Origin of the sequence: Methanocaldococcus sp. FS406-22 (assembly GCF_000025525.1) — an archaeon.
Classification (GTDB): Archaea; AGJL01; Methanococci; order Methanococcales; family Methanocaldococcaceae; genus Methanocaldococcus.
Map to the genome: position 1 here is coordinate 672,275 of NC_013887.1, position 22,588 is coordinate 694,862.

24 protein-coding genes, 1 tRNA gene and 2 pseudogenes are annotated in these 22,588 nt (G+C 32.1%); 9 read left to right on the forward strand and 18 right to left on the reverse strand.

The genetic code is table 11. The annotated features are described in order from the left end of the window. Positions 1 to 65 precede the first annotated feature (65 nt). The gene (gene purL, locus MFS40622_RS03335) at positions 66 to 2,267 is read left to right on the forward strand and encodes a phosphoribosylformylglycinamidine synthase subunit PurL (protein ID WP_012980265.1); all 2,202 of its coding nucleotides are present in this window, start codon (positions 66 to 68) and stop codon (positions 2,265 to 2,267) included. Between the two features lie 25 nt (positions 2,268 to 2,292). Here purL and metG read toward each other — a convergent pair whose 3' ends face one another. The 11 genes from metG to MFS40622_RS03390 all read right to left on the reverse strand — a co-directional run bounded on the left by metG (position 2,293) and on the right by MFS40622_RS03390 (position 13,239). Continuing rightward, positions 2,293 to 4,245, reverse strand: coding sequence for a methionine--tRNA ligase (gene metG, locus MFS40622_RS03340; protein WP_012980266.1), 1,953 nt, complete (start codon positions 4,243 to 4,245; stop codon positions 2,293 to 2,295). 11 nt (positions 4,246 to 4,256) lie between these two features. Continuing rightward, entirely contained in the window at positions 4,257 to 5,342 is a 1,086-nt protein-coding gene (locus tag MFS40622_RS03345) for a DNA double-strand break repair nuclease NurA (protein WP_012980267.1), read from the reverse strand. 50 nt (positions 5,343 to 5,392) lie between these two features. Continuing rightward, positions 5,393 to 6,628 (reverse strand): translation initiation factor IF-2 subunit gamma, encoded by a 1,236-nt coding sequence (locus MFS40622_RS03350; protein ID WP_012980268.1) that lies wholly within the window; start codon positions 6,626 to 6,628, stop codon positions 5,393 to 5,395. A gap of 180 nt (positions 6,629 to 6,808) precedes the next feature. Next, positions 6,809 to 7,204: a 30S ribosomal protein S6e gene (locus MFS40622_RS03355; protein WP_012980269.1), complete on the reverse strand. Its 396-nt coding sequence runs from the start codon at positions 7,202 to 7,204 to the stop codon at positions 6,809 to 6,811. 263 nt (positions 7,205 to 7,467) lie between these two features. Further along, on the reverse strand, positions 7,468 to 7,662 hold the full coding sequence (locus MFS40622_RS03360) for a DUF2116 family Zn-ribbon domain-containing protein (protein ID WP_012980270.1): 195 nt from the start codon (positions 7,660 to 7,662) through the stop codon (positions 7,468 to 7,470). Between the two features lies 1 nt (position 7,663). Continuing rightward, complete coding sequence (pyrH, locus tag MFS40622_RS03365) at positions 7,664 to 8,344, reverse strand: UMP kinase (protein ID WP_012980271.1); 681 nt, start codon at positions 8,342 to 8,344, stop codon at positions 7,664 to 7,666. 156 nt (positions 8,345 to 8,500) lie between these two features. Continuing rightward, complete coding sequence (locus tag MFS40622_RS03370; RefSeq protein ID WP_012980272.1) at positions 8,501 to 8,704, reverse strand: histone family protein; 204 nt, start codon at positions 8,702 to 8,704, stop codon at positions 8,501 to 8,503. An 82-nt stretch (positions 8,705 to 8,786) separates the two neighbouring features. Next, positions 8,787 to 9,836 (reverse strand): THUMP domain-containing protein, encoded by a 1,050-nt coding sequence (locus MFS40622_RS03375; RefSeq protein WP_012980273.1) that lies wholly within the window; start codon positions 9,834 to 9,836, stop codon positions 8,787 to 8,789. Next, positions 9,833 to 10,759: a 2-phospho-L-lactate transferase gene (gene cofD, locus MFS40622_RS03380; RefSeq protein WP_012980274.1), complete on the reverse strand. Its 927-nt coding sequence runs from the start codon at positions 10,757 to 10,759 to the stop codon at positions 9,833 to 9,835. Before cofD ends, MFS40622_RS03375 begins: the two co-directional genes overlap by 4 nt. A gap of 4 nt (positions 10,760 to 10,763) precedes the next feature. Next, entirely contained in the window at positions 10,764 to 11,945 is a 1,182-nt protein-coding gene (locus tag MFS40622_RS03385; RefSeq protein ID WP_012980275.1) for an MJ1255/VC2487 family glycosyltransferase, read from the reverse strand. Between the two features lie 43 nt (positions 11,946 to 11,988). Continuing rightward, a complete protein-coding gene (locus MFS40622_RS03390; protein WP_232217825.1) occupies positions 11,989 to 13,239 on the reverse strand; it encodes a winged helix-turn-helix transcriptional regulator in 1,251 nt (416 codons plus the stop codon). Between the two features lie 151 nt (positions 13,240 to 13,390). On the opposite strand from MFS40622_RS03390, the gene MFS40622_RS03395 reads away from it, so the two are divergent. Further along, positions 13,391 to 14,239 carry a protein translocase subunit SecF gene (locus MFS40622_RS03395; protein WP_012980277.1) on the forward strand — a complete coding sequence of 283 codons (849 nt, stop codon included), beginning with the start codon at positions 13,391 to 13,393 and terminating at the stop codon, positions 14,237 to 14,239. Here MFS40622_RS03395 and MFS40622_RS03400 read toward each other — a convergent pair. After that, positions 14,236 to 14,739: a UPF0254 family protein gene (locus MFS40622_RS03400; RefSeq protein ID WP_012980278.1), complete on the reverse strand. Its 504-nt coding sequence runs from the start codon at positions 14,737 to 14,739 to the stop codon at positions 14,236 to 14,238. The genes MFS40622_RS03395 and MFS40622_RS03400 overlap by 4 nt on opposite strands. An 18-nt stretch (positions 14,740 to 14,757) precedes the next feature. On the opposite strand from MFS40622_RS03400, the gene MFS40622_RS03405 reads away from it, so the two are divergent. Continuing rightward, complete coding sequence (locus MFS40622_RS03405) at positions 14,758 to 15,459, forward strand: class I SAM-dependent methyltransferase (RefSeq protein WP_012980279.1); 702 nt, start codon at positions 14,758 to 14,760, stop codon at positions 15,457 to 15,459. 8 nt (positions 15,460 to 15,467) lie between these two features. Here the strand turns inward: MFS40622_RS03405 and MFS40622_RS09450 are convergent. Together MFS40622_RS09450 and MFS40622_RS03415 are read right to left on the reverse strand one after the other, a co-directional pair. Then, positions 15,468 to 15,937: pseudogene (locus MFS40622_RS09450) on the reverse strand (hypothetical protein). Positions 15,938 to 16,015: 78 nt separating this feature from the next. Continuing rightward, the gene (locus MFS40622_RS03415) at positions 16,016 to 16,777 is read right to left on the reverse strand and encodes a geranylgeranylglyceryl/heptaprenylglyceryl phosphate synthase (RefSeq protein ID WP_012980282.1); all 762 of its coding nucleotides are present in this window, start codon (positions 16,775 to 16,777) and stop codon (positions 16,016 to 16,018) included. Positions 16,778 to 16,999: 222 nt separating this feature from the next. Between MFS40622_RS03415 and MFS40622_RS03420 the strand changes: the two genes are divergently transcribed. Together MFS40622_RS03420 and MFS40622_RS03425 are read left to right on the forward strand one after the other, a co-directional pair. Continuing rightward, on the forward strand, positions 17,000 to 17,221 hold the full coding sequence (locus MFS40622_RS03420) for an ankyrin repeat domain-containing protein (RefSeq protein WP_048197572.1): 222 nt from the start codon (positions 17,000 to 17,002) through the stop codon (positions 17,219 to 17,221). Between the two features lie 278 nt (positions 17,222 to 17,499). Further along, positions 17,500 to 17,700 (forward strand): annotated as a pseudogene (locus MFS40622_RS03425) (ankyrin repeat domain-containing protein); the annotation flags it as partial. A gap of 8 nt (positions 17,701 to 17,708) precedes the next feature. Here the strand turns inward: MFS40622_RS03425 and MFS40622_RS03430 are convergent. Then, complete coding sequence (locus MFS40622_RS03430; protein ID WP_012980283.1) at positions 17,709 to 18,794, reverse strand: 3-dehydroquinate synthase II; 1,086 nt, start codon at positions 18,792 to 18,794, stop codon at positions 17,709 to 17,711. A gap of 191 nt (positions 18,795 to 18,985) precedes the next feature. On the opposite strand from MFS40622_RS03430, the gene MFS40622_RS03435 reads away from it, so the two are divergent. After that, positions 18,986 to 19,444, forward strand: coding sequence for a hypothetical protein (locus MFS40622_RS03435; RefSeq protein ID WP_012980284.1), 459 nt, complete (start codon positions 18,986 to 18,988; stop codon positions 19,442 to 19,444). 4 nt (positions 19,445 to 19,448) lie between these two features. Here MFS40622_RS03435 and hxlB read toward each other — a convergent pair whose 3' ends face one another. Together hxlB and MFS40622_RS03445 are read right to left on the reverse strand one after the other, a co-directional pair. Further along, positions 19,449 to 19,991, reverse strand: a complete 543-nt coding sequence (gene hxlB, locus MFS40622_RS03440; RefSeq protein ID WP_198003854.1) for a 6-phospho-3-hexuloisomerase — start codon at positions 19,989 to 19,991, stop codon at positions 19,449 to 19,451. 87 nt (positions 19,992 to 20,078) lie between these two features. Further along, positions 20,079 to 20,189 (reverse strand) — tRNA-Trp (locus MFS40622_RS03445). A gap of 73 nt (positions 20,190 to 20,262) precedes the next feature. Here MFS40622_RS03445 and sucD point away from each other — a divergent pair. Next, positions 20,263 to 21,129 carry a succinate--CoA ligase subunit alpha gene (gene sucD, locus MFS40622_RS03450; RefSeq protein WP_012980286.1) on the forward strand — a complete coding sequence of 289 codons (867 nt, stop codon included), beginning with the start codon at positions 20,263 to 20,265 and terminating at the stop codon, positions 21,127 to 21,129. A 26-nt stretch (positions 21,130 to 21,155) separates the two neighbouring features. Here sucD and MFS40622_RS03455 read toward each other — a convergent pair whose 3' ends face one another. Continuing rightward, complete coding sequence (locus MFS40622_RS03455; protein ID WP_232217826.1) at positions 21,156 to 21,746, reverse strand: DUF4352 domain-containing protein; 591 nt, start codon at positions 21,744 to 21,746, stop codon at positions 21,156 to 21,158. A 158-nt stretch (positions 21,747 to 21,904) separates the two neighbouring features. On the opposite strand from MFS40622_RS03455, the gene MFS40622_RS03460 reads away from it, so the two are divergent. Continuing rightward, on the forward strand, positions 21,905 to 22,243 hold the full coding sequence (locus MFS40622_RS03460; RefSeq protein ID WP_012980288.1) for an MJ1244 family protein: 339 nt from the start codon (positions 21,905 to 21,907) through the stop codon (positions 22,241 to 22,243). A gap of 11 nt (positions 22,244 to 22,254) precedes the next feature. Then, a complete protein-coding gene (locus MFS40622_RS03465) occupies positions 22,255 to 22,581 on the forward strand; it encodes an MJ1244 family protein (RefSeq protein WP_012980289.1) in 327 nt (108 codons plus the stop codon). Positions 22,582 to 22,588 lie beyond the last annotated feature (7 nt).

Below are 22,588 nucleotides of genomic sequence, written 5' to 3' on the forward strand. Positions count from 1 at the left end.
AATAACACATCTTTCATTTTTGTATATCAACCAAATAAATATTATCAGCTATATAAGGTGTAATTATGGATGAGAACGATTTAAAGTATATAGAAAAAGTTTTGGGAAGAAAACCAAACCATGTAGAGTTGGCAATGTTTGAAAACCTATGGAGTGAGCACTGTGCTTACAGAACTTCAAAAAAGCTCTTAAGAATGTTTGCTAAAACAGTTAATGAAAAAACCTCTAAAAATATAGTTGTTGGAATTGGAGATGATGCCGCTGTAATTAGGTTGAAAGATGATATCTGCTTAGCAATAGCTATGGAAAGCCATAACCACCCATCATATATAGACCCATACAATGGGGCTGCTACTGGAGTTGGAGGAATTGTTAGAGATGTTTTGTCAATGGGAGCTAAGCCAATAGCTCTATTAGACCCATTAAGGTTTGGAGATATATTTGGAAAAGAAGGAGATAAAGTTAGATGGTTAATAGAGGGAGTTGTCAAAGGAATTGGAGATTATGGAAACAGGATAGGAGTTCCAACAGTTGGAGGAGAGTGTGAGTTTGATAGCTCTTTTGATTACAACAACTTAGTAAATGTTGTGTGTGTTGGTTTAGTTAAGGAGAATGAAATCATTACAGGGAAAGCTAAAGAGCCAGGATTGTCTTTAATATTGGTTGGTTCTACAGGAAGGGATGGAATAGGAGGAGCTTCATTTGCATCAAAGGATTTAACTGAGGAAAGTGAGGAAGAAAGGCCAAGTGTTCAAGTTGGAGATGCATTTTCTGAAAAATGTTTAATTGACGCTGTTTTAGAGGCAGTAAAAACAGGTAAAGTTAAAGCTATGAAAGATTTAGGAGCTGCAGGGCTTTCAGGAGCTTCATCTGAGATGTGTTATGGTGGAGGAGTAGGATCTGAGCTTTACTTAGAAAATGTTGTGTTGAGAGAGCCATTAACTCCTTACGAAATTATGGTTTCTGAGAGTCAAGAGAGGATGTTGTTGGCTGTTGAACCTGGAAGTGAGGAAGAGATAATTGAGATATTTAAAAAATATGAATTGCCTGCAGCAGTTATTGGAAAAACAATTAAAGAGAAGAGGATTATTGCCAAATATAAAGGAGAAGTTGTGGTTGATTTACCATTAGATTTGCTTTGTGAAGCTCCTTTATATGATAGAGAGGCAAAGGAAGACTTAAAAGAAAAAGAGGATGACAAAGAAAAGATAAAGATGCCTGAAGATTTAAATGATGTATTATTAAAACTCTTAGAGAGTCCAAATATCTGCTCAAAAGAATGGATTTATCAGCAATACGACCATGAAGTTCAAATAAGAACTGTTGTAAAGCCAGGAAAAGATGCTGCTGTTTTAAGAATAACTGAAGTATATCCAATGGGTATTGCCTTAACAACTGACTGTAACTCAAGATACTGCAAATTGAATCCTTATGTAGGGGCTGTAAATGCCGTTGCTGAGGCAGTTAGGAATTTAGCAACAGTTGGGGCTGAACCAATAGCTATGCTTGATAACTTAAACTTTGGAAATCCTGAAAGACCAGAGAGATTTTGGCAGTTGGCAGAATGCATTAAAGGTTTAGCTGATGCTGCTGAATTTTTCGAAATCCCAGTTGTTGGAGGAAACGTAAGTTTATACAATGAGACGATTATTGAAGGAAAAGAACATCCAATAAACCCAACTCCAGCAATATTTGTATTAGGTAAAGTTGAGGATGTTGAAAAAGTTCCAGGGGTTTTAGATAACAAGATTAAAGAAGGAGATATCTTAATAATCACAAATGAGACAAAAGATGAGATGGGAGGAAGCGAATACTACAAAGTTATACACAATACTGAAGAAGGAAGAGTGCCAAGAGTTGATTTAGAGAAAGAGAAGAAAATTTATGAAGAAGTTAGAGAGGTTGTAAAAGAAGGATTAGTTAGTGAGGCAGTAGATTGCTCAAGAGGAGGTTTAGCTGTAGCTTTAGCCAAAATGGCTATATTAAATAACATTGGTTTAGATGTAGATTTAACCTCTTACAACAAAAATAATTTAAGAGAGGATGTTTTATTGTTTTCAGAAACTTCTGGAAGAATAATTTTAGCAGTTAGAGAAGAGAATAAAGATAAAGTTTTAAGTAAATTAAGCAATGCCCATATAATTGGAAAAGTTGGAGGGAATAGGTTAAAGATAAATATTAACGGAAAAGAGATTATTGATTTAGATGTTAATGAGATGAAAAAGAGATATTATGAAGCATTTCCAAAGATGATGGGGGAGATTTAAAAATCTAATTTTTATTTTTTATAGTTTATCTAACTTTACTACCTGCTTTTATATCTTTATCAACAGTTAATAGGCTAACATTTCCTTCATCATCTTCAGCTGCTAAAATCATTCCTTCAGATAAAACACCACACAACTTAGCTGGTTTTAGATTGCAAATAACAACCACTTTTTTACCAACTAACTCCTCTGGTTTATAATATCCTTTAATTCCTGAAACTATCTGTCTCTTCTCATCTCCCAAATCAACAATTAATTTTAAGAGCTTCTTGGACTTTGGTATGTCCTCTGCTTCAACAATCTCTCCAACTCTTAAATCAATCTTCTCTAAGTAGCTTATATCTATCTGCTCCATATTTTCTCCTCCTTCAGTTTCTTTTTTGTTTTCATAGAGTTTTTTCTTCATCTCCTCTATCTTCTTATCCTCTACCTTCTTAAATATAATCTTTGGTTTCTTTAACTCATTTCCTCTCAACTCTAAATCAAGCTCTTCATTCATTAAATTTAACAGCTCAAGAGATTTTTTAGGCATGTATGGGTATAAAAGGTAAATTATAGTTTTAACAGCCTTACAGCAAGTGTATAATATTTCCTCTAACCTCTTCTCATCATTAACTGCCCAAGGCTCCATCTTTTGGAAGTAACTGTTTCCTTCAATAGCAAGATGTAATATATTAACTAAAGCATCCCTAAACTTAAAGCTCCTTATGTTTTTATCTACTGCTTCAATAGTCTCTTCACATTTTTTCAATAAAGCTTTATCCTCATCTTTTAATCTATTTTCATCAACTATTGGGACTTTTTTAAACTTTCTATGTGTGAAGGTTAAAACTCTGTGAGTGAAGTTTCCAATAATGTTAATTAGCTCATTGTTTATCTTATTTTTGAAATCATCAAATGAGAAATCACAATCCTTAAACAGAGGAGCTGACATAATTAAATAGTATCTTAAATAATCTGCATCAAAGTTCTTAACAAAATCTTTAACCCAAACAACCCATTTTTTACTTGTACTCATCTTTCTTCCTTCTAATGTAAGGTAGCCCCCACTAACTACTGCTGTTGGTAAGTTAAAAGAACCATGAGCAATCAACATTCCTGGCCAGAAGACAGCGTGATGGACAGTTATATCCTTCCCAATAAAGTGGTAAATCTTTGTATCTTTCTCTAACCAATATTTCTTCCAAACATCTCCTAACATCTTTGTAAATGAGATATAGCCAATAGGAGCTTCTAACCAAACATACATTACCTGATTAGTTCCTGGAATTGGGACTCCCCAGCTTATGTCCCTTGAAATATCCCAATCGTGCAACTCTTTAATCCAATTTAATGCCATGTTTTTAACGTGCTCTGGCATTTCCTCTGCATTTTTTATATACTCCTCTAACTCCTTTTTTAAAGCACTTAACTTAAAGAAGTAGTGCTTAGTTTTTCTAATCTCTGGCTTTCCTTTACAGATTACACAATAAGGGTTTTTTAACTCAAATGGCTCTAAGTGTCTTCCACAAACCTCACAGTGGTCTCCTCTCGCCTCTCCTCCACAGTATGGACAGATTCCCTCAACATATCTATCTGGCAAGAATTTTTTACACTTCGGGCAGTAAAACTGCTCTATCTCTTTTTCATAGATATAGCCGTTCTCTTTCAGCTTTAGATAAAACTCTTGGGCAGTTTCTATATGTATTTGGCTGTGAGTTTTACCAAAAGCATCAAACTCTATCCCCAATAAATCTAAATCTTCTTTAATCTCATTATGGTATTTTTCAACTATTTCTTCAGGACTTTTTCCCTCTTTTTCAGCAGTTAAAGTTATAGGAACTCCATGGTTGTCAGTCCCCCCAACGTGGATAACATCCTCCCCTTTCAACTTTAAGTATTTATACATGATATCTGCTGGGATGTAAGTACTTCTCGCATGCCCTAAGTGTAAAGGCCCATTAGTGTAAGCTAAGGCAGTAGTTATTAGATATCTCATCCTCTCCCTCTTCAGAATTTTTTCTTCTTTCTGCCTAAGATGTGTCTTGCTATAGGGTCATCTATATTAAGCATCTTGGCAATTGCTTCAAGTTTTTTGTTGGTTATTTCAACAGTCTCATGGGCTTTTTTTAATATATAAGGATAACCGTTAATAGATATTTGCTTTAATGAAGATAGTAGCTCTTTATCTATTTTGTTAAAGCTTGTTATTCCCACAACTCCACAGTTATCTTCCAATCTAACAAATTGTATATACGCTGTTTCAATATTGCCTTCATATTCATTTATAAAATTTATTCCCTTCATTACACTACTTAATTGGCTATGCCCTTCTCCTTTCTTTTTTCCAATCATTTCTATAAAGTTTATTGGAGTTGAATAACCTTCCTTATTGGTAAATTTTGTAAAAACTGCTATATCCGGAATCTCAGCATTAAAATAAATATTTATCTTAGATGTTTTTGAAATTCCAATTAGTTTATCTTTAAATTCCTTTAAAAGTTTAGTTAATGTTAATATATACTCAGCGTGCTCAACTAATAACTTATCTTCCCTATCTAATTCCAAATCTTTTGATATAACACCAATTTCTCCGGTTTTTAGTTCTTCTTCAATTTTCTCATTTAATTCTTTTTTATACTCTTTGTATATTGAATCAAACTTATCTTTGTCAGCTTTATCAATGTTGGTCTTTGCAAAGATTAATAGGGAGAATAAAGAACCATCTATTATGTAATAATCAATGTCATAATTTCTGAGCATGTATAATGCTGTTTTTAGTTCTAAAGTAAGCATGTAAGTTCTTAACTTAGTTTCAATATCTAATGGGTGAGAAATGTCAAAAATGTATGCATCTTTAGTTTTTTTAACTTTTTCTCCAATTTTGTGAATGAAACTAACTGCTCCAACACCAAAAAATGAAAATGAGATGTAATCTATGTGATTATAGCTCCCATCTCCACCAGCAAAGTTCATCTCAACTGAATCATCAAAATTATCTTCAATCCAATGTTCATTAATGTTGTAGGATATCTCATTAATTTTTTCCATTTTTTTGATAATCTGATCTTTATTTTTTAAGAGATATTCAATCATTATTAATCCCTCAATTTTAGTAAAGATTATAAAGAAGAAATTATTCTTGATTATCCCTCAATAGTTCCATAACCAATCAATCTCCATCTTGAGCCAACTCTTCTGCTTATAGCTACTCTATCTCCAATCTCAGCACATATTGGGATTTTTAGCTTTATATCTGCAATATCTCCTCTTGCTGATGTTATAACTCCAGCAGTTGTAGCAGTTCCAATATTCAACATTAGAACTTCTCCTGTTCTTAATGGTTCTATCTTTAACTCCTCTTTAGTTCCTACAACCCTATCTAACAAATTAGCTCTTATTGTTATCTTCTCTCTTATAGGTGGGAGAGTTCCAGGCAATCCAACAACACTTCCAGTTAATGCATCTGATTTTGTTAAGTATGGGTCTAATGTTGTTCCAACTCCAATCAAACCTCCTGGATGTGCTTTTCTAAGTATGGTGTTTCCAGCAGCTAATGAAACAATCTTTGTAGTTAATGGCTTCCAGAATGTTTTGTTTCCTTCAGTTACTTTGATTCCAGGTCTTATTTCAATTTCATCCCCAACTTTAAATACTCCTTGAATAATTGCCCCTCCTAAAACCCCTCCTTTTAAGTCCTTAATCTCAGTTCCTGGCTTGTTTATGTCAAAGCTTCTTGCAACATACATTCTTGGGGTTGCATCAGGGTCTCTCTTAGGCGTTGGGATAAAGTCCTGTATTGCCTTTAACAAAACATCAATGTTTGCTTCGTGATGAGCTGAGATTGGGATTATTGGGGCATTTTCAGCAATAGTTCCCTTAACAAATTCTTTTATTTGCTCATAGTTTTCTTCTGCCTGCTTTTCATCAACTAAGTCAATCTTGTTCTGGACTATTATAATTTTATCAATTCCTAAAATCTCTAAAGCCATCAAATGCTCTTTTGTTTGTGGTTGAGGGCATGGTTCGTTAGCGGCTATAACCAAAATTGCCCCATCCATCAAAGAAGCTCCAGAAAGCATTGTAGCCATCAATGTTTCGTGTCCTGGGGAATCAACAAAAGAAACCCTTCTCAAAAACTCTGTTTCGGCTAAACAGTTTGGACATCTTGGTTTTGTTGTGTATGTTCCACACTGTGGGCATTTCCTTATCTCACAATCAGCATAACCTAACCTAATTGAAATTCCTCTTCTCAACTCTTCACTATGCCTGTCAGTCCAAACTCCTGTTAATGCTTTTGTTAAACTTGTCTTTCCATGGTCAACGTGTCCAACCATTCCAATATTTACTTCTGCTTGTTTAGCTTGTTTTTTCTTAGCCATAGTTATCCCCTTTGTAAATTTCTTATTTATTCTGTAAAATAGTATTTCCATATTTTTATAATTTTAGCTTACTTAGCTTACAAAGTTATATTCGGCAGTATCAAAATAGTCAAAAACTACAAACCACTACAATATTTTAAATACAAAAATAAAATAAAAATAAAATTAAGCTATGTTTATTTATTGTTCTTGATTTTCTCCACCTTCTAATCCTAACAATTCAGGGATTGATTTTTCTCCATACTCAACAACTTTAACGTTAATTTGGACAATGTCAGGAGCTATTGTGTTTCCTCTAACTGTTTTTCTTCTTCTCTCTCCTTTTCTCTTTGGCCTGAATCCTGGTGGAGCACTCAATAAAACTCTAACCTTTCTACTTCCGTGGATGTCAGGCCTCATTGGGAAACCACTTGAATCAGTTCCTCCCCTTATTTGCAACTTGTATCCTTCTAAACCTATAATTTTACCATCAAATATTTCTCCAATTTTTTTACCAACTAATGGTGTGTTGTCTGCTTCAATTTGGTAACATCTTCCTGTTTTTGGGTCTGCAACTACGAATTTTGCTGTTGGCATAGTATTCCCTCCTATATTTTTATTTTTGTTATTTGTTTTTAGTTTCAAATTTTTAAATTAAGTTTTAAGTTTTGATAAAACAGCTATTTTTTTATTTTTATTTATTTTTCACCCTTTGCCTCCCCAGCTTCATCGTTTCGCTACCCCTTTGGGGTTAAAGGGGAAGGAACTCCACTGGGTCATCGACATGTCCCAACTCCATAGGAGTCAGGACAATAGCCAGGATAATATTGAGATTATAATATTTTAAATAATTTTTGGTTTTACATTTTCAATGCTATTGTGATAATATAATAAAGAATTATAAGCCCTGCAATAGCTAAAAACATATATTGTGTTCTCAACATCTTCTTTCTTCTTTGCATATACTCAATTTTACATTTTTCTGAACAAAATACCTGGTCTGGTGGGATTGAAATACCACAATTTAAACAGTGTCTGTGCTTTGGAATCTCCATTTTATCCCTCAATTATTGTTCCATTTATTATTCCTCTACTGACATTTAAAAGCTCTTCGGGTGTTCCTTTAACAACAGCCACTTTTAATTTAGCCCTTTCAATAATCTTAGCCGCCAATAAATCAACCACTGATGAAGAACCTGCTTTTAGTGAAGAAGCTAAAGCTAAATCAACAAGTTCTTTAGCAGAGATTTTATCGAATTTTTTAGCATCTTTGTATTTATTGGGGTCTTTGTCATAGACACCATCAACATTTGTTCCTATAACTAACAAATCAGCATTTATAAACTCTGCTAATGAAGCGGCAACAGCGTCTGTTGTATGTCCTGGATGAGTTCCTCCCATAACTGGAATTTTTCCTAAATTTAGTATAAATTCAGCCTCTTCAAACGATGTAGGGACTTTTTTTATGCTATAATCTCCTAAGGCAGTAATTAATATCATCGCATTCATTCTTGTAGCCATTATTCCAAGCTCATCACAAAAACTTTCACTTGCTCCAAGTTCTCTCCCTATCTCTATATATTCCCTCGCTGTTTTTCCACCTCCTACAACTATAGCTACCTCATGCCCTTCATCCTTAATCTTTTTAAAAATATTGGCATATTCCATGATTTTTTTAACATTAGCCCCTTCCTTTGGCATTATAACGGAACCTCCCAAATCAAAAACAATCTTCATCTTCTCACCAAAACTCCCCTAATATTCATCAAAACTATTAAAATAGCAGTATTTAATTTTAATTCCATTTAGCTCCAAATATTTAAATATTTCTATTAATATGCACAAAAAATAAAAAGGTGTAGTGATATTATAGATATAATGTAAGCTCAGTACTTAACCTCTCAATGCTGCCTTAACATCTTCGACTTTTACTGTCTTTCTCTTTGCGTGCTTAGCTAAATCAACTGATTTCTTCGCAATCTCTAAGGCAATTTCCTCTAAAGCCTCAGCAAAGTATTTCCCTGCTGCTTCACTTACCCTCTGAGCACCTGCCTTCTTCAATATCCTTACACATGGTGCAACTGGAAGCTCAGCCATAATACCACCTCAGAACTTTACATTTTTAGTTTTTTATGATAGAAGTATATATATTTTTCGGAGATACCCTATAATATTCTCCCTATACTTTTTTGAGTATTATTGTGAGTTCATTTTTAGTATTAGCCTTTAAATTAGTTATTTTAAATATTTTTATACTTTTATAATGGTTTAAAATTTTTAACACCTGCTCTAAATCCTCTTTTTTAGTTTTCAAATTTCTCGCTTTTAATGTATGAATTATATAACCATTACTTTTTAAATATTTCGCAAATTTTAATGTTAAAAAGATGGATTCATCTGGGTAAAGATTGGTATCATTGGTTATCAAATCAATTTCCTCTCCAATATCTTTTTCAAAATCTACATATTCAGCTCTCTTTTTTATATGGATTATATTGTTAGCTTTTATTTTTAACTCTCCTGTATCTATAGCATAAACCTTTTTAGCTTTTTTTGATAACATCTTTGCCCATCCCCCTGGAGATGAGCCGATATCCACAACACAGTTTAGGTTTTCAAATATAAATGGAAATTTTTTTATTAATTCATCCATTTTTCTCTCTGAACGGTTTAATGGTCTTTCAACATATCTCTTTAAGTTTTTTAAGTTTTTTATATTTTCTTCAATAACAAGTTCATTAAATTCATCCTGAAATATCGAGATATAGCTTTTATCCTGTAGAATCTCAATATTTATTTTAAAATCCCAGTTTTTTAGATTCACTTTTAAATTTAAATCTTTAAAATTATCTAATACATATTTCCCAATGGTTCTTTCAACTTCTTCACTTGTAAATTCATGATTCCCTCTCCTATTGCATCTAACCACAAAAGATTTATTCCTTAAACTTTCTTTCTTTTCATTGATTAAAAAAGACACAGCTTTTTTCATCTCATCAATATCTGTTTGACATTCCATTTCTAATGGAATTACTCTCAATAAAAATTTTAGATTAGCCTTATTTTCTTTAATAATATTTAAAAATTCATAAGGGTTTTGAGATATTATTTTTAAAATTCCCCTAAATGGTGTCCAGAGAATTTTCTTTTTTATTGGTAATTTATTTAACTCCTCTCTTAATTGCGGTTCAAATCCTGGTTTTGTTGTTACTAAAGCAACTGGCTTCATAAAGACCCACAGAATTCAATAATATTTTTTGCTAACCTAACCTTATCATCTAATGTCTTCATGATTGTGTTGGTTATGAAAACTTCACAAGGTATTTCTTTAGCTATTTCTTTATCAGCATTATCTATAACCAAAACATCAACTATATCTTTATAAAATTCATAAACTCCTCTAACAGATACTTCATAACCCTTAGCTTTCATTAATTTACCTGCAGGGCCGGAAACAGCAGAATTTCCAACTATTGGTGAAACTGCTACAACTTTTTTATCTTTTAATAACTCTCTAATTCCATTTAAACTTAAAATTGGTCCTATAGAGGTTATAGGATTTGAAGGACCGATAATAATAAGCTCGCTATTTTTTATAGCTTCGACAGCCTTTTCACAAGGTTTAGCATATAGGCTGTTTTCATAAATAACATCTAAAACCTCAACTTCACCCTTTCTTTTAACCCAGAAATCATGGAACTTTAATAAATCAACCTTTCCATCAACCTTTGCTAAAATTTTTGTTTCAACTTTATCATCAGTCATTGGGATTACTTTTGCTTTAATCCCTAAAGCTTCTCTCTCCATATCTACAACTTCTGAAAGCTTATAACCTCTTTTTAAATAATAAGTTTTATGCATTTTTAAAGCTCTATCTTTGTCTCCTATCCTTAAAACTTCATCAAATCCAAGATTTTTTAATTGTTCATGAGTGTAAAAAGTATCTCCTTTAACTCCATACCATGTTTCTTCATTAATCAAGTCTGCTAATGTATAAAGGACAGTATCAACATCGGGGGACAAATACAAATCCCCTATCCAAGTGTCTTCACCAGTATTAACAATAACAGCCAATTTCTCATTATCAACAACTCTTTTTAAACCTTGTAATAACTTTGGCGTTCCAGTTCCTCCTGACAATACGGTAATCACTTTCTCACCTAATCTTTAGCTTAAACTTATTGATTAATTTGTTGGCTATCCTATCAGTTAAGTAGTATTTTCTTATATTCTCCCTTGTCTCAAAAAATTCATCTATTATTTTCTTGATATTTTTCTTTCCATTGTATTTTTTTGCAAGCTCTTTCATTTTTAAAGCATTTCTCTTATACATTTTCATATTTCTTATGTCGAAAATGGCTTCTTCCAATCTATATAACTCTTTATAAGATAAGGCAATTCCACAACCCAAATCATGGACTTTTTTAGCATTATTACCCTGCTCTGGATGGTCTAAATCTGGAATAACTATTAATGGTTTTCCAAATGATAGGGCTTCCATTATTGTTGAATGCCCACCATGAGATATAATAAGTTCAGCGTTTTTTATAAGTTCTTTCATATTTGTTGTTATTGGGATTATATCAATGTTTTCATTTTTATAGGAGTTTAAGTTTAAATCTCTCATTAGTTTTTTAGCAACCTCATAACTTCCACATACAAGTTTAACATTCAAGTTATTTTTTAAGGCAATCTTTCCAAGTTCTTCAAGGATTTTGTATCTATATTCAAAACCACCGATAACACTTAATATATAATCTCCATCATTATCAACATTATCAACATCGTATCTAATTAAAGGGCCTATGAACTCCATATTTTTTATAATTTTTAAGTTATATTCACATATAGTATAAGGCAAAGGAAAGTCAGGAACTATAAACTTCTCACACCTTTCATTTATCATATTTAGTGCTTTCATTGTTGGGTAGACGATTAAATCTGTTTTTAATCTATATCTTGTGTAGTTTTGATTACTTATACAAATAACTGGCTTTTTTAAAAGTTTTGCGGCTACAACTGTGCTATATTTACAGTCAGAAATTACTAAATCAGGATTATATTCCCTTATAATGTTAATCTCTCTTCTAATGGCTTTTTTTGGGCTGTATTCTTTATTAAATATACTTGAAGTTATATCAAATTTCCCATCTTTTCCTTTAAGTTTTATCTCTGGAAATGTCTCAAAAACTTTAAATCCACATTTTTCAATGAAATCTTTGCTTTTTCCGTAAGCAATGTAGCTTATTTGATAATCATCTTTTAAAGCTTCACCAATTGCTATACATCTTGTTGTATGTCCAAAACCCTCCCCACATACTGAAATGAGTATTTTCATATTTCCACCCAATAAAATCTTTTACTAAATATTTTTTAGGTAATTACAGCAACTTCTTACTTTCTTCTGTAAGTGTTAGTTTGTTGATTCTTCCTATTTTTTCTTTCATTATTATTTTTCTATCCTCCAATTCAGAAATAATCCTTGAAACCTTTGGCTTACTCATTCCAGTAATTTCGACGATTTCTTTTTGAGTAATATGACCATGTTTTTTTATTAAATCAATTATAAGTTTTTCATCTTCAGTTAAGAAGCTCCACAATACTCCTCTTTTTTCTTCCATATATCTTTTTGCAATCTCATCTAATTCCCTAACCTTATCTTTTAGTTCATCATTTTCTTTCTTTAATTTTTCGATATATTTATTTAGTGATTCTATCTTTTCTTTATACGTGCTATTCTCATCTAAAAGTTTTAATATTTTGCTTTCATATTCTGAAACTCTTTCATTTAACACTCCAATAATCTCATCTTTATTTAATAGGTTTTTATTAGCTTTATTTAATTCCTCTTCTAAATCTTTTATCTTCGTAGTTAATTTTTCTATTTCTTCTTCTCTTTCTTTTAATTTAATTTTTAGATTATTTAACTCATCTTTTATATTATCAATTCCAGTTATAAGCTTCTTTTTAGTAATTTTTTCTCTAACAAACAACCCTCCAAATAATACAACTCCAAATATTGCAACTATTAGATAGTATTTTAAATTGTTGCTATTGCTAATATTTGGTTGTTCAATTATATTTTGTGAAGGATAGGTTACGAAAGTATATTTGACTGTGATTGTGAAAGTTATTTCTTTATTTAATGATAAATCCCAAATTATGATTTGATGCTTCCCATCAGTGGTTATTTTATATCCTGGAGGAGTTACAAGTAAATTTCCTTGGGGGGAAGATATAACAGCCCCCGGAGGGAGAACTACCTTTATAGTTGCGTTTTTTGCTGAGATTGGAAAGTTCATAATGAGTTGCTTAACATCGTTTTTTGTCCAAATTGCATCAGTAACTAAACATTTGAATGTTATATTTACATACTCAGTTGGAGGAATTGGTTTTCCAAATTCTACGGCAATTTCAGTAATACCATCGTTATATAAGGCACTATATCCCTTAATATCTACAGATGAGTTTATTGTGAAATTTTCGACATTCTGAGGAATGGTATAGGTTATACTACTCAAATTTTTATTGTCGTTATTGTAGATTACCATGGTTATTGTTTCGTTTATAGTATCGTCGGGATTAACTATACACTCAATATACATTTTTTCGATGGAATATGCCAAAGACACATTTGCAAATAAGAAGAATAAAAATAAAAACACTAAAATTTTTTTGGGTTTAATGAATATCACCTTGATATTGGGGGTATTATTATTTATATCACTTTGCCATATATAAAAAATTTGTCTCAATAGTAAAACACTAAAGGGGTTGGAAGAAATGATAAAAGATTGTAGATTGGCAGTGGCTATCCCAATAACCCTTCTTATACTTTCAATTTTGTTAATTGGTTTTAAAGGAATTCCAAAAAGTGTAGATATAACTGGGGGGACAGAAATAACAATTAAAGTAGATAAAGATATTGACATCACTTCTTTAAAGGAATTACTCAATGGAAAAGCTGAAGTAAAAAAAATAGAATCAGCTAATGGCTATTATATAGTAATTAGATGCAAAAATGAAGATGTAGATTTTGTAAAGCAGAAAATTAAGGAATTTTTCCATGTGGATAGCTTAGATAAGTTAGATTATTCTGAAAAAACAATTGGAGCAACATTAAGTCAAAAATTCTTTGAGGAAGGATTTAAGGCCGTTGGATTTGCATTTATATTTATGGCAGTGGTTGTTTATCTATATTTCAGAAATCCAGTGCCAAGCGGGGCTATTATACTATCTGCACTTTCAGATATAATTATGGCTCTGGGGGCTATGAGTTTGTTTAATATTGAGCTTTCCTCAGCAACAATAGCGGCTCTATTAATGGTTATTGGTTATAGCGTAGATTCAGATATATTGCTAACAACAAGAGTTTTAAAAAGATTAACAAAGAGTTTTGATGAAACTGTTAAAGAGGCAATGAAAACTGGTTTAACTATGACATTAACAACAATCACTGCAATGCTAATCTTATTGATTGTTGTAAAACTCTTCATTCCAGTAGCTGATATATTGGCAAATATAGCAGAGGTTTTAATCTTAGCTTTAATTGCTGATGTTATAAACACTTGGCTGTTAAATGCTGGGATATTGAAGTATTATATAACCGAGTATAGAGCTAAAAAGATTTAAAAATACTCTTTTTTTAAAATCTCCAAAAACTTTTTTATTCCCTTCTCAATGCCATTTTTCTGTCTTTCTTTGACATTTTCAAAAGTAATTAGGTTGGCATATACATCTGAAGTGAATAAATGGCAGTTGTTATCGGTTATTATACAAATAGCCCCTCTTCCAACTCCAGCAGTAGAGCCGATAGCTATATTAACGTTGAGCTTTTTCTTTAAAGCTTCAGCCATTAACTTAGCAACCTCTAAATCTTTCTCTTCACTGTAAGCCTTTGCATATCTATAGGCATAATCCGGCTCTGGGAGTTTTATATCTAAGAGTTTTTCAGCGGCAATAATAGAAGGAACAAACATAGCAGTTAAGACTTTAACATTCTTAACCAATTTTAAATTCTCATCACTAAATAGATATTTGAACTCAAAGTTTTCATAACCAGCGGCGGCTTTGTGTATAGTTAAGCCGATATTCGCATGTGTAAAGCATTCAGCTGTTGCTACAGTTATCATAATTTCCACCGTGAGAACATGGGCATTAAAGAGTATTATGACAAATTAGCTAAGAACTATGATAAATTATATAAAAACAAGTATATGAGAGTTGTGGAAAGAGAGATTATAAAGAAGGAGATTAAAGATGATGATTTTGTCTTAGATATTGGTTGTGGGACTGGAGAGCAGTTAAAGCTATTAAATAAAGCAGTTGGTTTAGATATATCTATAGAAATGGCTAAGATGGCAAAACATAAGACAAACAAACCTGTTGTTGTTGCAAATGCTGAATTTCTCCCATTCAAAAATAAGAGTTTTGATAAGGCAATATCATTTTTTGGAGCTTTAAATCATTGCAACTTAAAGAGGGCTTTGAGAGAGGTTAATAGGGTTTTAAAGGATGATGGAGTTTTTATATTTACTATAGCAAACATCTACGACATAAAATGGATTTTAAAAAACATCTTAAGAGGAGATTTTAAGAAGGTAAAAAATGCCCTAAAGAAAAGAAAAGGAACAATAACAAAAATTATTGACGGAGAGAAGATAAAGGTAAAAACAAGATTCTATAGCATTGGAGAGGTTGAAAATGCATTAAGAAAAGAGGGTTTTGAAGTAATTTATACGTTTGGAGCTAATATAACAAACTCTCCATTGGATAAGTTTATTTATAGAAGTTTTTTAAAACATTTTGCATCATACATTGGATTTGTTGCAAAAAAGATAAAAAAGAGATAGATGAATCTTTATTTTAATCCAAATAACAACTTTATTAACTCAATAGCGTTTGGATTTGTTATTATATAAAGCAATATTAATATCACGAATCCAATAGTCATTTTTTTATCCAATTTATAGAACCTTTCATCTATTTTTTTATCTAAGTAGTGAAACTTTTCATCAACATACCTTAAAATTCTCTCCCCTAATAATTCTAAATCCTTTTTAGTAGCTAATTCATCTTTCAACTCTTCCTTAACCTCTGTCTTAACCTCTATTTTGCCCTCCCTTACTAACTCAACAATTACATCATAAAATTCTTTAGCGAAACTTTTTAAAAAAGTTTCATCAAAACATGATGCATTATCTCGCTTCGCTCGATAATGCCTCTTAGCTTTTCTCATAACCGACCTCTCTTAAGTTTCAATAACTCTGTCTTCTCATCCTTAATTTTTTTAAGGATTAACTCATATAATTTAGCATAGGCAACAGCCATACTGCCCCTCCAGATTTTCAATATTTCATAATATATTTTTTAAATTTTAAAAAACTATTTTATTTTTTGTTTAGAATTTTACTGTTTCTTCAACTTTTCTCTTCCAGCTTTTTTAATTGCGTCATACATCATCTCAACAGCTTTAGGATTCTCTTCCAACAAATTACCGGTAACTATAGCATCAGCCCCAGCCAAGACCTTCTCATAAGCAATTTCCGGCTTTCTAATCCCTCCACCAACAATTATATTAATCCCAGAGAGTTTTTTTGATAAAGCTATTGTTTCATTGTTTATAGGATACTCTGCTCCACTTCCCGCCTCTAAGTATGCCCATCTCATTCCAAAGAACTTTGCTGATAAACAATACATTGCAGTTATCTTTGGTTTGTTTTGAGGAATTTCCCTTATCTCACCAACATAACCAACGGCTGTTTTTTTAGCTGGCTCTATGCAGAGATATGCCATTGGAATTGGTTCTAAACCATACTTTAGAATTGTTATAGCCCCCAACGTTGGGGCAGTTACTACCCAATATGTGTTTGTTGAGTTCATTAAGCTCATGTAAAAGACTGCATCGGCATATCTTGATAATCCATCAACATTTCCCGGAAACAGAATTATTGGCAATTTAGTTAGCTTTTTTATTTTTTTAACTGCTTCATCTAAATTAACTATCCCAATACTTCCTCCAACCATTATTGCATCTGCATAGTCCTTAACGTTTTCAGCTATCTCTTCTATATTCTCTTCCTCTGGGTCCAATAGGGTTAAATAAACAGCTCCTTCTTCCTCAATAATGCTGTTTAATTTTTTTTCAACTTTACCAATCTTTATTTCCATGATATCCCATAGATTTCTGTTTTAATAATTTTAGTGTTTAGGCATTTTATAAAAATCTTTAGTTCGAGGGTTGGGACAGAAGTCATAAGGAATTAACTTACCTACTTCCGAAAGGTTTTTATATATTTAGCATCCTTATTACAATTACGAATTTAGTAAAATATTGCCATGAATATTTTCCAATGACGTAAATTAAATTATGTATTCAAATATGGTGATATAATGGATTTGGATGCTGAGTTAATAATGGCATGTCAGGAGGGAGACGTTGAAAAAGTAAAAGAGCTTATAAAAAAAGGAGCAAATGTCAATGCCAAAAACAGATTTGGAGGCACTCCTTTACAAGCTGCTGTTGTAGGAAATCATATTGAAGTTGTTAAATTATTAATTGAAAATGGAGCTGATTTGAATGTAAGGAATAGATTGGGGGTCTGTCCAATGTGAGCGTTGGTGAGTAAATGCCTCACATTGGACTTGGGCGTCATCAGCCTCTTAATAGAAACCTCTGCCCCTGTCGTGGGGACCCCAGCTCCACCCACCAATTTGACAATTGGTCGGCTGCTTTAATATTTTTAAAAGAGGTTTAGGAAAATTTAGAGTTAATTGGAGTGGCATTATAAACTATGCATAAAAATAATATATAAACATTTCGAAAACTCAACACTCCCGTACACTCACAAATACTCACAAAAAACTAAACAGTTTAAAACAGCAGGACTCCACTAATGACAGCAATAGAGATGAAACATGTAGAAATAGCAAAATTATTGATTGAGAGTGGTGCAGATGTTAATATTAGGGATAACTCTGGCATTTCTCCAATAATGGTTGCAGAAGACTACCTTCTACAAGATGTTGTTAAATTATTGTTGAAGTATGGAGCAGATACAGAAGGAATACAGCATTTATATGATAACAAATAATTTATTTTTTATTTTTCAATAATTGTCTCTTTTATTGCCATTCCAAAATGCCTCGCATATTCCTCTGGCTTTATTAAAACCTTATCTCCAGGTTTTAAATCAACAACAGATATTGGCTCTCCTTTTTCATTAACTAATCTTATTGTCTCAGCGTTCTGTAGGATGGTTCTAATTATATCTCCCTTATATTCTGCTTCAATTAACACTAAAGGCCTTTTCTCAATCTTTACCCTGCCAACTATAGCTTCTCTTGCATTTCCATCCTTATCAACAATTAAAACTTTATCTCCTGCCTTTAATTCACTGAGATACTTTGTTTTATTTCCTGGGCATAAAATGTATGCATGAACAGGGCCGGCATTAACTCTGAATGGCCTTGTAGCTACATAAGGGTTTTCTACTGTTTCAGAATGCACCAAGAATAAAGCCCTTGAGTAGGAGCCAATTAACATCCCCTCTCCAATCTCCATTAGTGAGCAGGTGTCAATACAAACCCTGTCTCCACTACCTATTGGCTCAACCTTTGTTATTGTCGCCACATCTAAGGCTACTTTCTCTTTATTCATCTCTTCAATTAATTTAGATAACTCCTTTATATCCTCCAAGTTTTTTGGATTTAAGAGGACTCCATCAGTTCCTTTCTCCAAAATTTCATAAGCAACCTTTGCTTCATCAACTGAATTAACGCTCGCTATAATCTTTACATCTCTATGGAACAAATCAGCTATTAAATTTTCTAACGGAATAATTGTCCAGTCTCTTCCCTCTAAGATGATGTTATCAACAAAACCAAACCTTGCAACTTCAGAGGCAAATTCTTCATCCTCCTTTGATTCTATTGGGATGTATATAGCTGTCTCTTTGCCTAAGTTCTTTGCCTCTTTCAAAAACTCTATATTGTCATCTTTGTTTATTAAAACGATATCAGCATCTAAGGAATGAGATGCAACTTTGATATTTCCAAGCTCTTTAATTTTTTCAATATCCTCTGGTTCAGCAACAACCACGGGAATTGATGACTCCAAAGCCATTTTTACAATTTCCTTTTTATCTTCCCAGTTATCTCCAATAACATTAACCCATCCGAATTTCATAGTTTCACCTTAAGTTATTGTTTTAGATTATTGTCTATTACACATATTTAGTTTCTTAGTTTAATAATTTTCTTATTTTTACAGTTACTTATATAATTATATTCCAAAAATAGGAAAATTTATATACTATTAGAGAATAATATATCATAGTTTATGATATACAATAACATACATAGATTGGAGGGATTAGTATGGAGGTTATAGAAAAGTTGTCTGAAATTTCTGGGATTGACAAAAAGTCATTGAGGAGGATATTAATTATATTGGAGTTTTCTTTAAGAAAAAAAGATGGCTCTCCAACAAGTTTCGCTGAGAAGTTTAATATAAAATCATTTAGCGATTTATACAATTATATAAGAGAGGTAAAAGCAAATTTAAAGAGAGACCATGAAATTGAGGGATTTATTGGATTGACTGAAATGTGGAAAAGTGTAGCTCCAAGAGCCCAATATTGGATTATGGAAACATTTGGAGAAGAAAATCCAAGAGACGCATTGTTTTCTGCAAGCGTATTTACGATGAGAACATTTGGAATAATGTTGGATAACTTACTATTACTAAAAAAGATAATTAAAATATTAGATGAGTATCAAAAAGAAGTTACGGAATATGTTTCAGCTCAGAGATTTGAGGCTGAAGATTTAGAATAAATATTTAAAGCAAGTTACAATGTCTTTTTATTATTTCGCTCTCATCTAAATTTAACCTTTTCATAAGCTCAGCTATAACTAAATCTAAAAATATTAAAGCTGTTTCTTCAAAAGTAGTTCCCATTGGTAAATATTTTGATTTTTTAACTTCCAATGGAATTGTTAAATCAGCAAAATCTATAATATTCCCACATTCACATACAATTGCGACAATATTATTATTTATACCCTTTGCCTTTTTGGCCACTGTTAAAACGCTCTCTGTTCTTCCACTACCTGATATTAAAATCAGTAAGTCATCTTTTTCATAAGAGGGAGTTGTAGTTTCTCCAACAAAATATGATTTAAAGCCAAGATGCATTAATCTCATAGCAAAACATCTTCCAATATATCCACTCCTTCCTACTCCAAAAACAAAGATTTTTTTAGCTTTTATAATCCTATCTATTAAAGAATTCAGCTTATTTTTCCATTCGTCGTTTGTATAAAACTTTTTTAATATCAATATATTGTTAAATACTATATCAAGTTCGTCCAATTTCGACACCTATCGAAGTTATTTTCACAAATGTATCCAAATCTATGAATTAATTATTGAAAAATAAATCAGAAAAATTCTAAGTTATTTAAAAAATGGTGGGGGTGCTGGGATTTGAACCCAGGTCCAGGGATTTCTCCTGCCATAGTCCAGTGCCCTATAGGCAACTGGAGTCCCCGATGATAGACCTGGCTACACCACACCCCCTCATCAACGACACATATAAAAAGTAAAAGGGGATATATAAATTTTACGGTTTAAAGGATTTCAGAGGGATAAAATGATTTTACTAACAGAGGATACAAAAGCAATAGTTCAAGGAATTACTGGAAAGCAGGGAAGCTTCCATACAAAGAAAATGTTAGATTGTGGAACCAAAATCGTTGGAGGAGTTACGCCAGGAAAAGGAGGAAAAGAAGTTTATGGAGTCCCCGTTTTTGATACAGTTAAAGAGGCAGTTGAAGAAACAGATGCTAATGCGTCAGTGATTTTTGTTCCAGCTCCATTTGCTAAAGATGCAGTTTTTGAGGCAATAGATGCTGGGATTGAGTTGATAGTTGTTATCACCGAACACATCCCAGTTCATGATACCATGGAATTTGTAAATTATGCTGAGGATGTTGGAGTTAAGATTATCGGGCCTAATACACCAGGTATTGCCTCACCAAAAGTTGGTAAATTGGGGATTATACCAATGGAGGTCTTACAAGAAGGAAGTGTAGGAATGGTTTCAAGAAGTGGAACACTAACTTATGAGATAGCTCATCAAATAAAAAAGGCTGGTTTTGGAGTTTCAACTTGCGTAGGGATTGGAGGAGACCCAATAGTTGGATTAAGATATAAAGAGGTTTTAGATTTATTTGAAAAGGATGATGAAACAGAGGCTATAGTTATGATTGGAGAGATTGGTGGAGGGGCAGAGGAAGAGGCATCTAAGTTTATAAAAAAGATGAAAAAGCCAGTTATTGGTTATATTGCTGGGCAGTCAGCTCCAGAAGGAAAAAGAATGGGGCATGCTGGTGCTATAGTTGAAAAAGGAAAAGGAACTGCTGAAAGTAAGATGAAGGCTTTAGAAGAAGCAGGAGCTTATGTAGCAAAAAATATATCTGATATCCCAAAGTTACTGACAGAGATTTTGAAGAAGTAAAAGAGATTTTAATATTTTTAATATTTTTATGGAAATTCCTCAATATATGGAATATCAGACATGTTTATTTCCCAAATTGCTGTGTGGGAATCAAAAATATTTTGAACATTTCTAAAGTTATAGATTATTTTCACTGTTTTTATATTCTTTGGAACTTTATAGATTATATAACCCTCTACATATCTATGTGGAGGAATTGTGGTAATTGTAAGTGCATCCTTAACATCAAGCACATTCATTTCACAGTCATATTTTTTGCCATTTTCATCAATAAGAAAGAAGTCCATATTTGAAATGTAGTAAGATGAATTTTCTCTTAGGTTATCTACTCTAACTTTTACTATAATAAAAGTTTCGTTATCTTTTATTTTTCTAAAACCCATAACTCCCTTAACCTTCTGGGTTTTGTATATTCTCTCAACTAGAATTCTAATATTAGAAGATTCAGTAGACTCACCAATTTTTAGATTTATTTCTTTTATAGAGTCTTCATCCACATAGATTGATATGTTTTTTATATCTTTTCCATAGAAGGACTTATATAAAAAATTTGATATATTAGCCCCCACAAGTAATAATATAATTAGTGATATCCCCAATATTATTAAAGACTTCAAGCCCAAAACTTAATCACCCTAATACAATATTTCAAAAAACTATTATTATTTATTGTTTTGCTACTTATATATAATAGTATTAGGAAAACTAAATGAAAAACTTTATATTCTATATGTTTAACAGTTAAAATGTAACTTTTCCACATAAGGGGGATATTATGACAAAGAGAGTTTTGTTTAAATTGTTTGTTGAAGAGAAAAATGTGGGCAAAGCAATAAATATCATGACCTTAGCAGGAATTACAGGATTTTTCTTACATAAATATAGAGGATTGTCCCCAGATAAATTTAAAAATTTAAGTAAAGAGGAGTTGGAGGATATTGAGAAAGTTTATGAGATTATAGAGAAAGGGTCAGATAGGGCTGTCGTTATTGGGACTGTGGTTAAAGAGGAAAAAGCTAAAAAAATAGAAGAACTATTAAAAGAAAAAATGAACAATGAGAGATGGACAGTAATGAAGGTTCCAATATTAAAAGTTAAAGTCCATAGGGTTTAAAGGTGGGATGGATGAAAATTCTGTTGTATTTATTCGTTGAAAGTGAAAATGTTGGAAAGGCAATAAATGCTCTATCAGAAGGAGGAATTACTGGATTTTTCTTATACGATTATAAGGGGATGTCCCCACAAGATTGGCAGGGATTTTTGTTGGATGAAGACCCAGAAATGGCTATAAAAGCGGTTAGCGATTTAGCACAAAATGCTGTGTTGATTGGAACAGTTGTCAGTGAAAATAAACTCATGGAAATTGAAAAGCTAATCGATGAAAAATTAGCTGATTGTAAATATACAATAATTGAGATTCCAATTGAAGGGATAATTGTAAATATGCCTTAAAATGAGG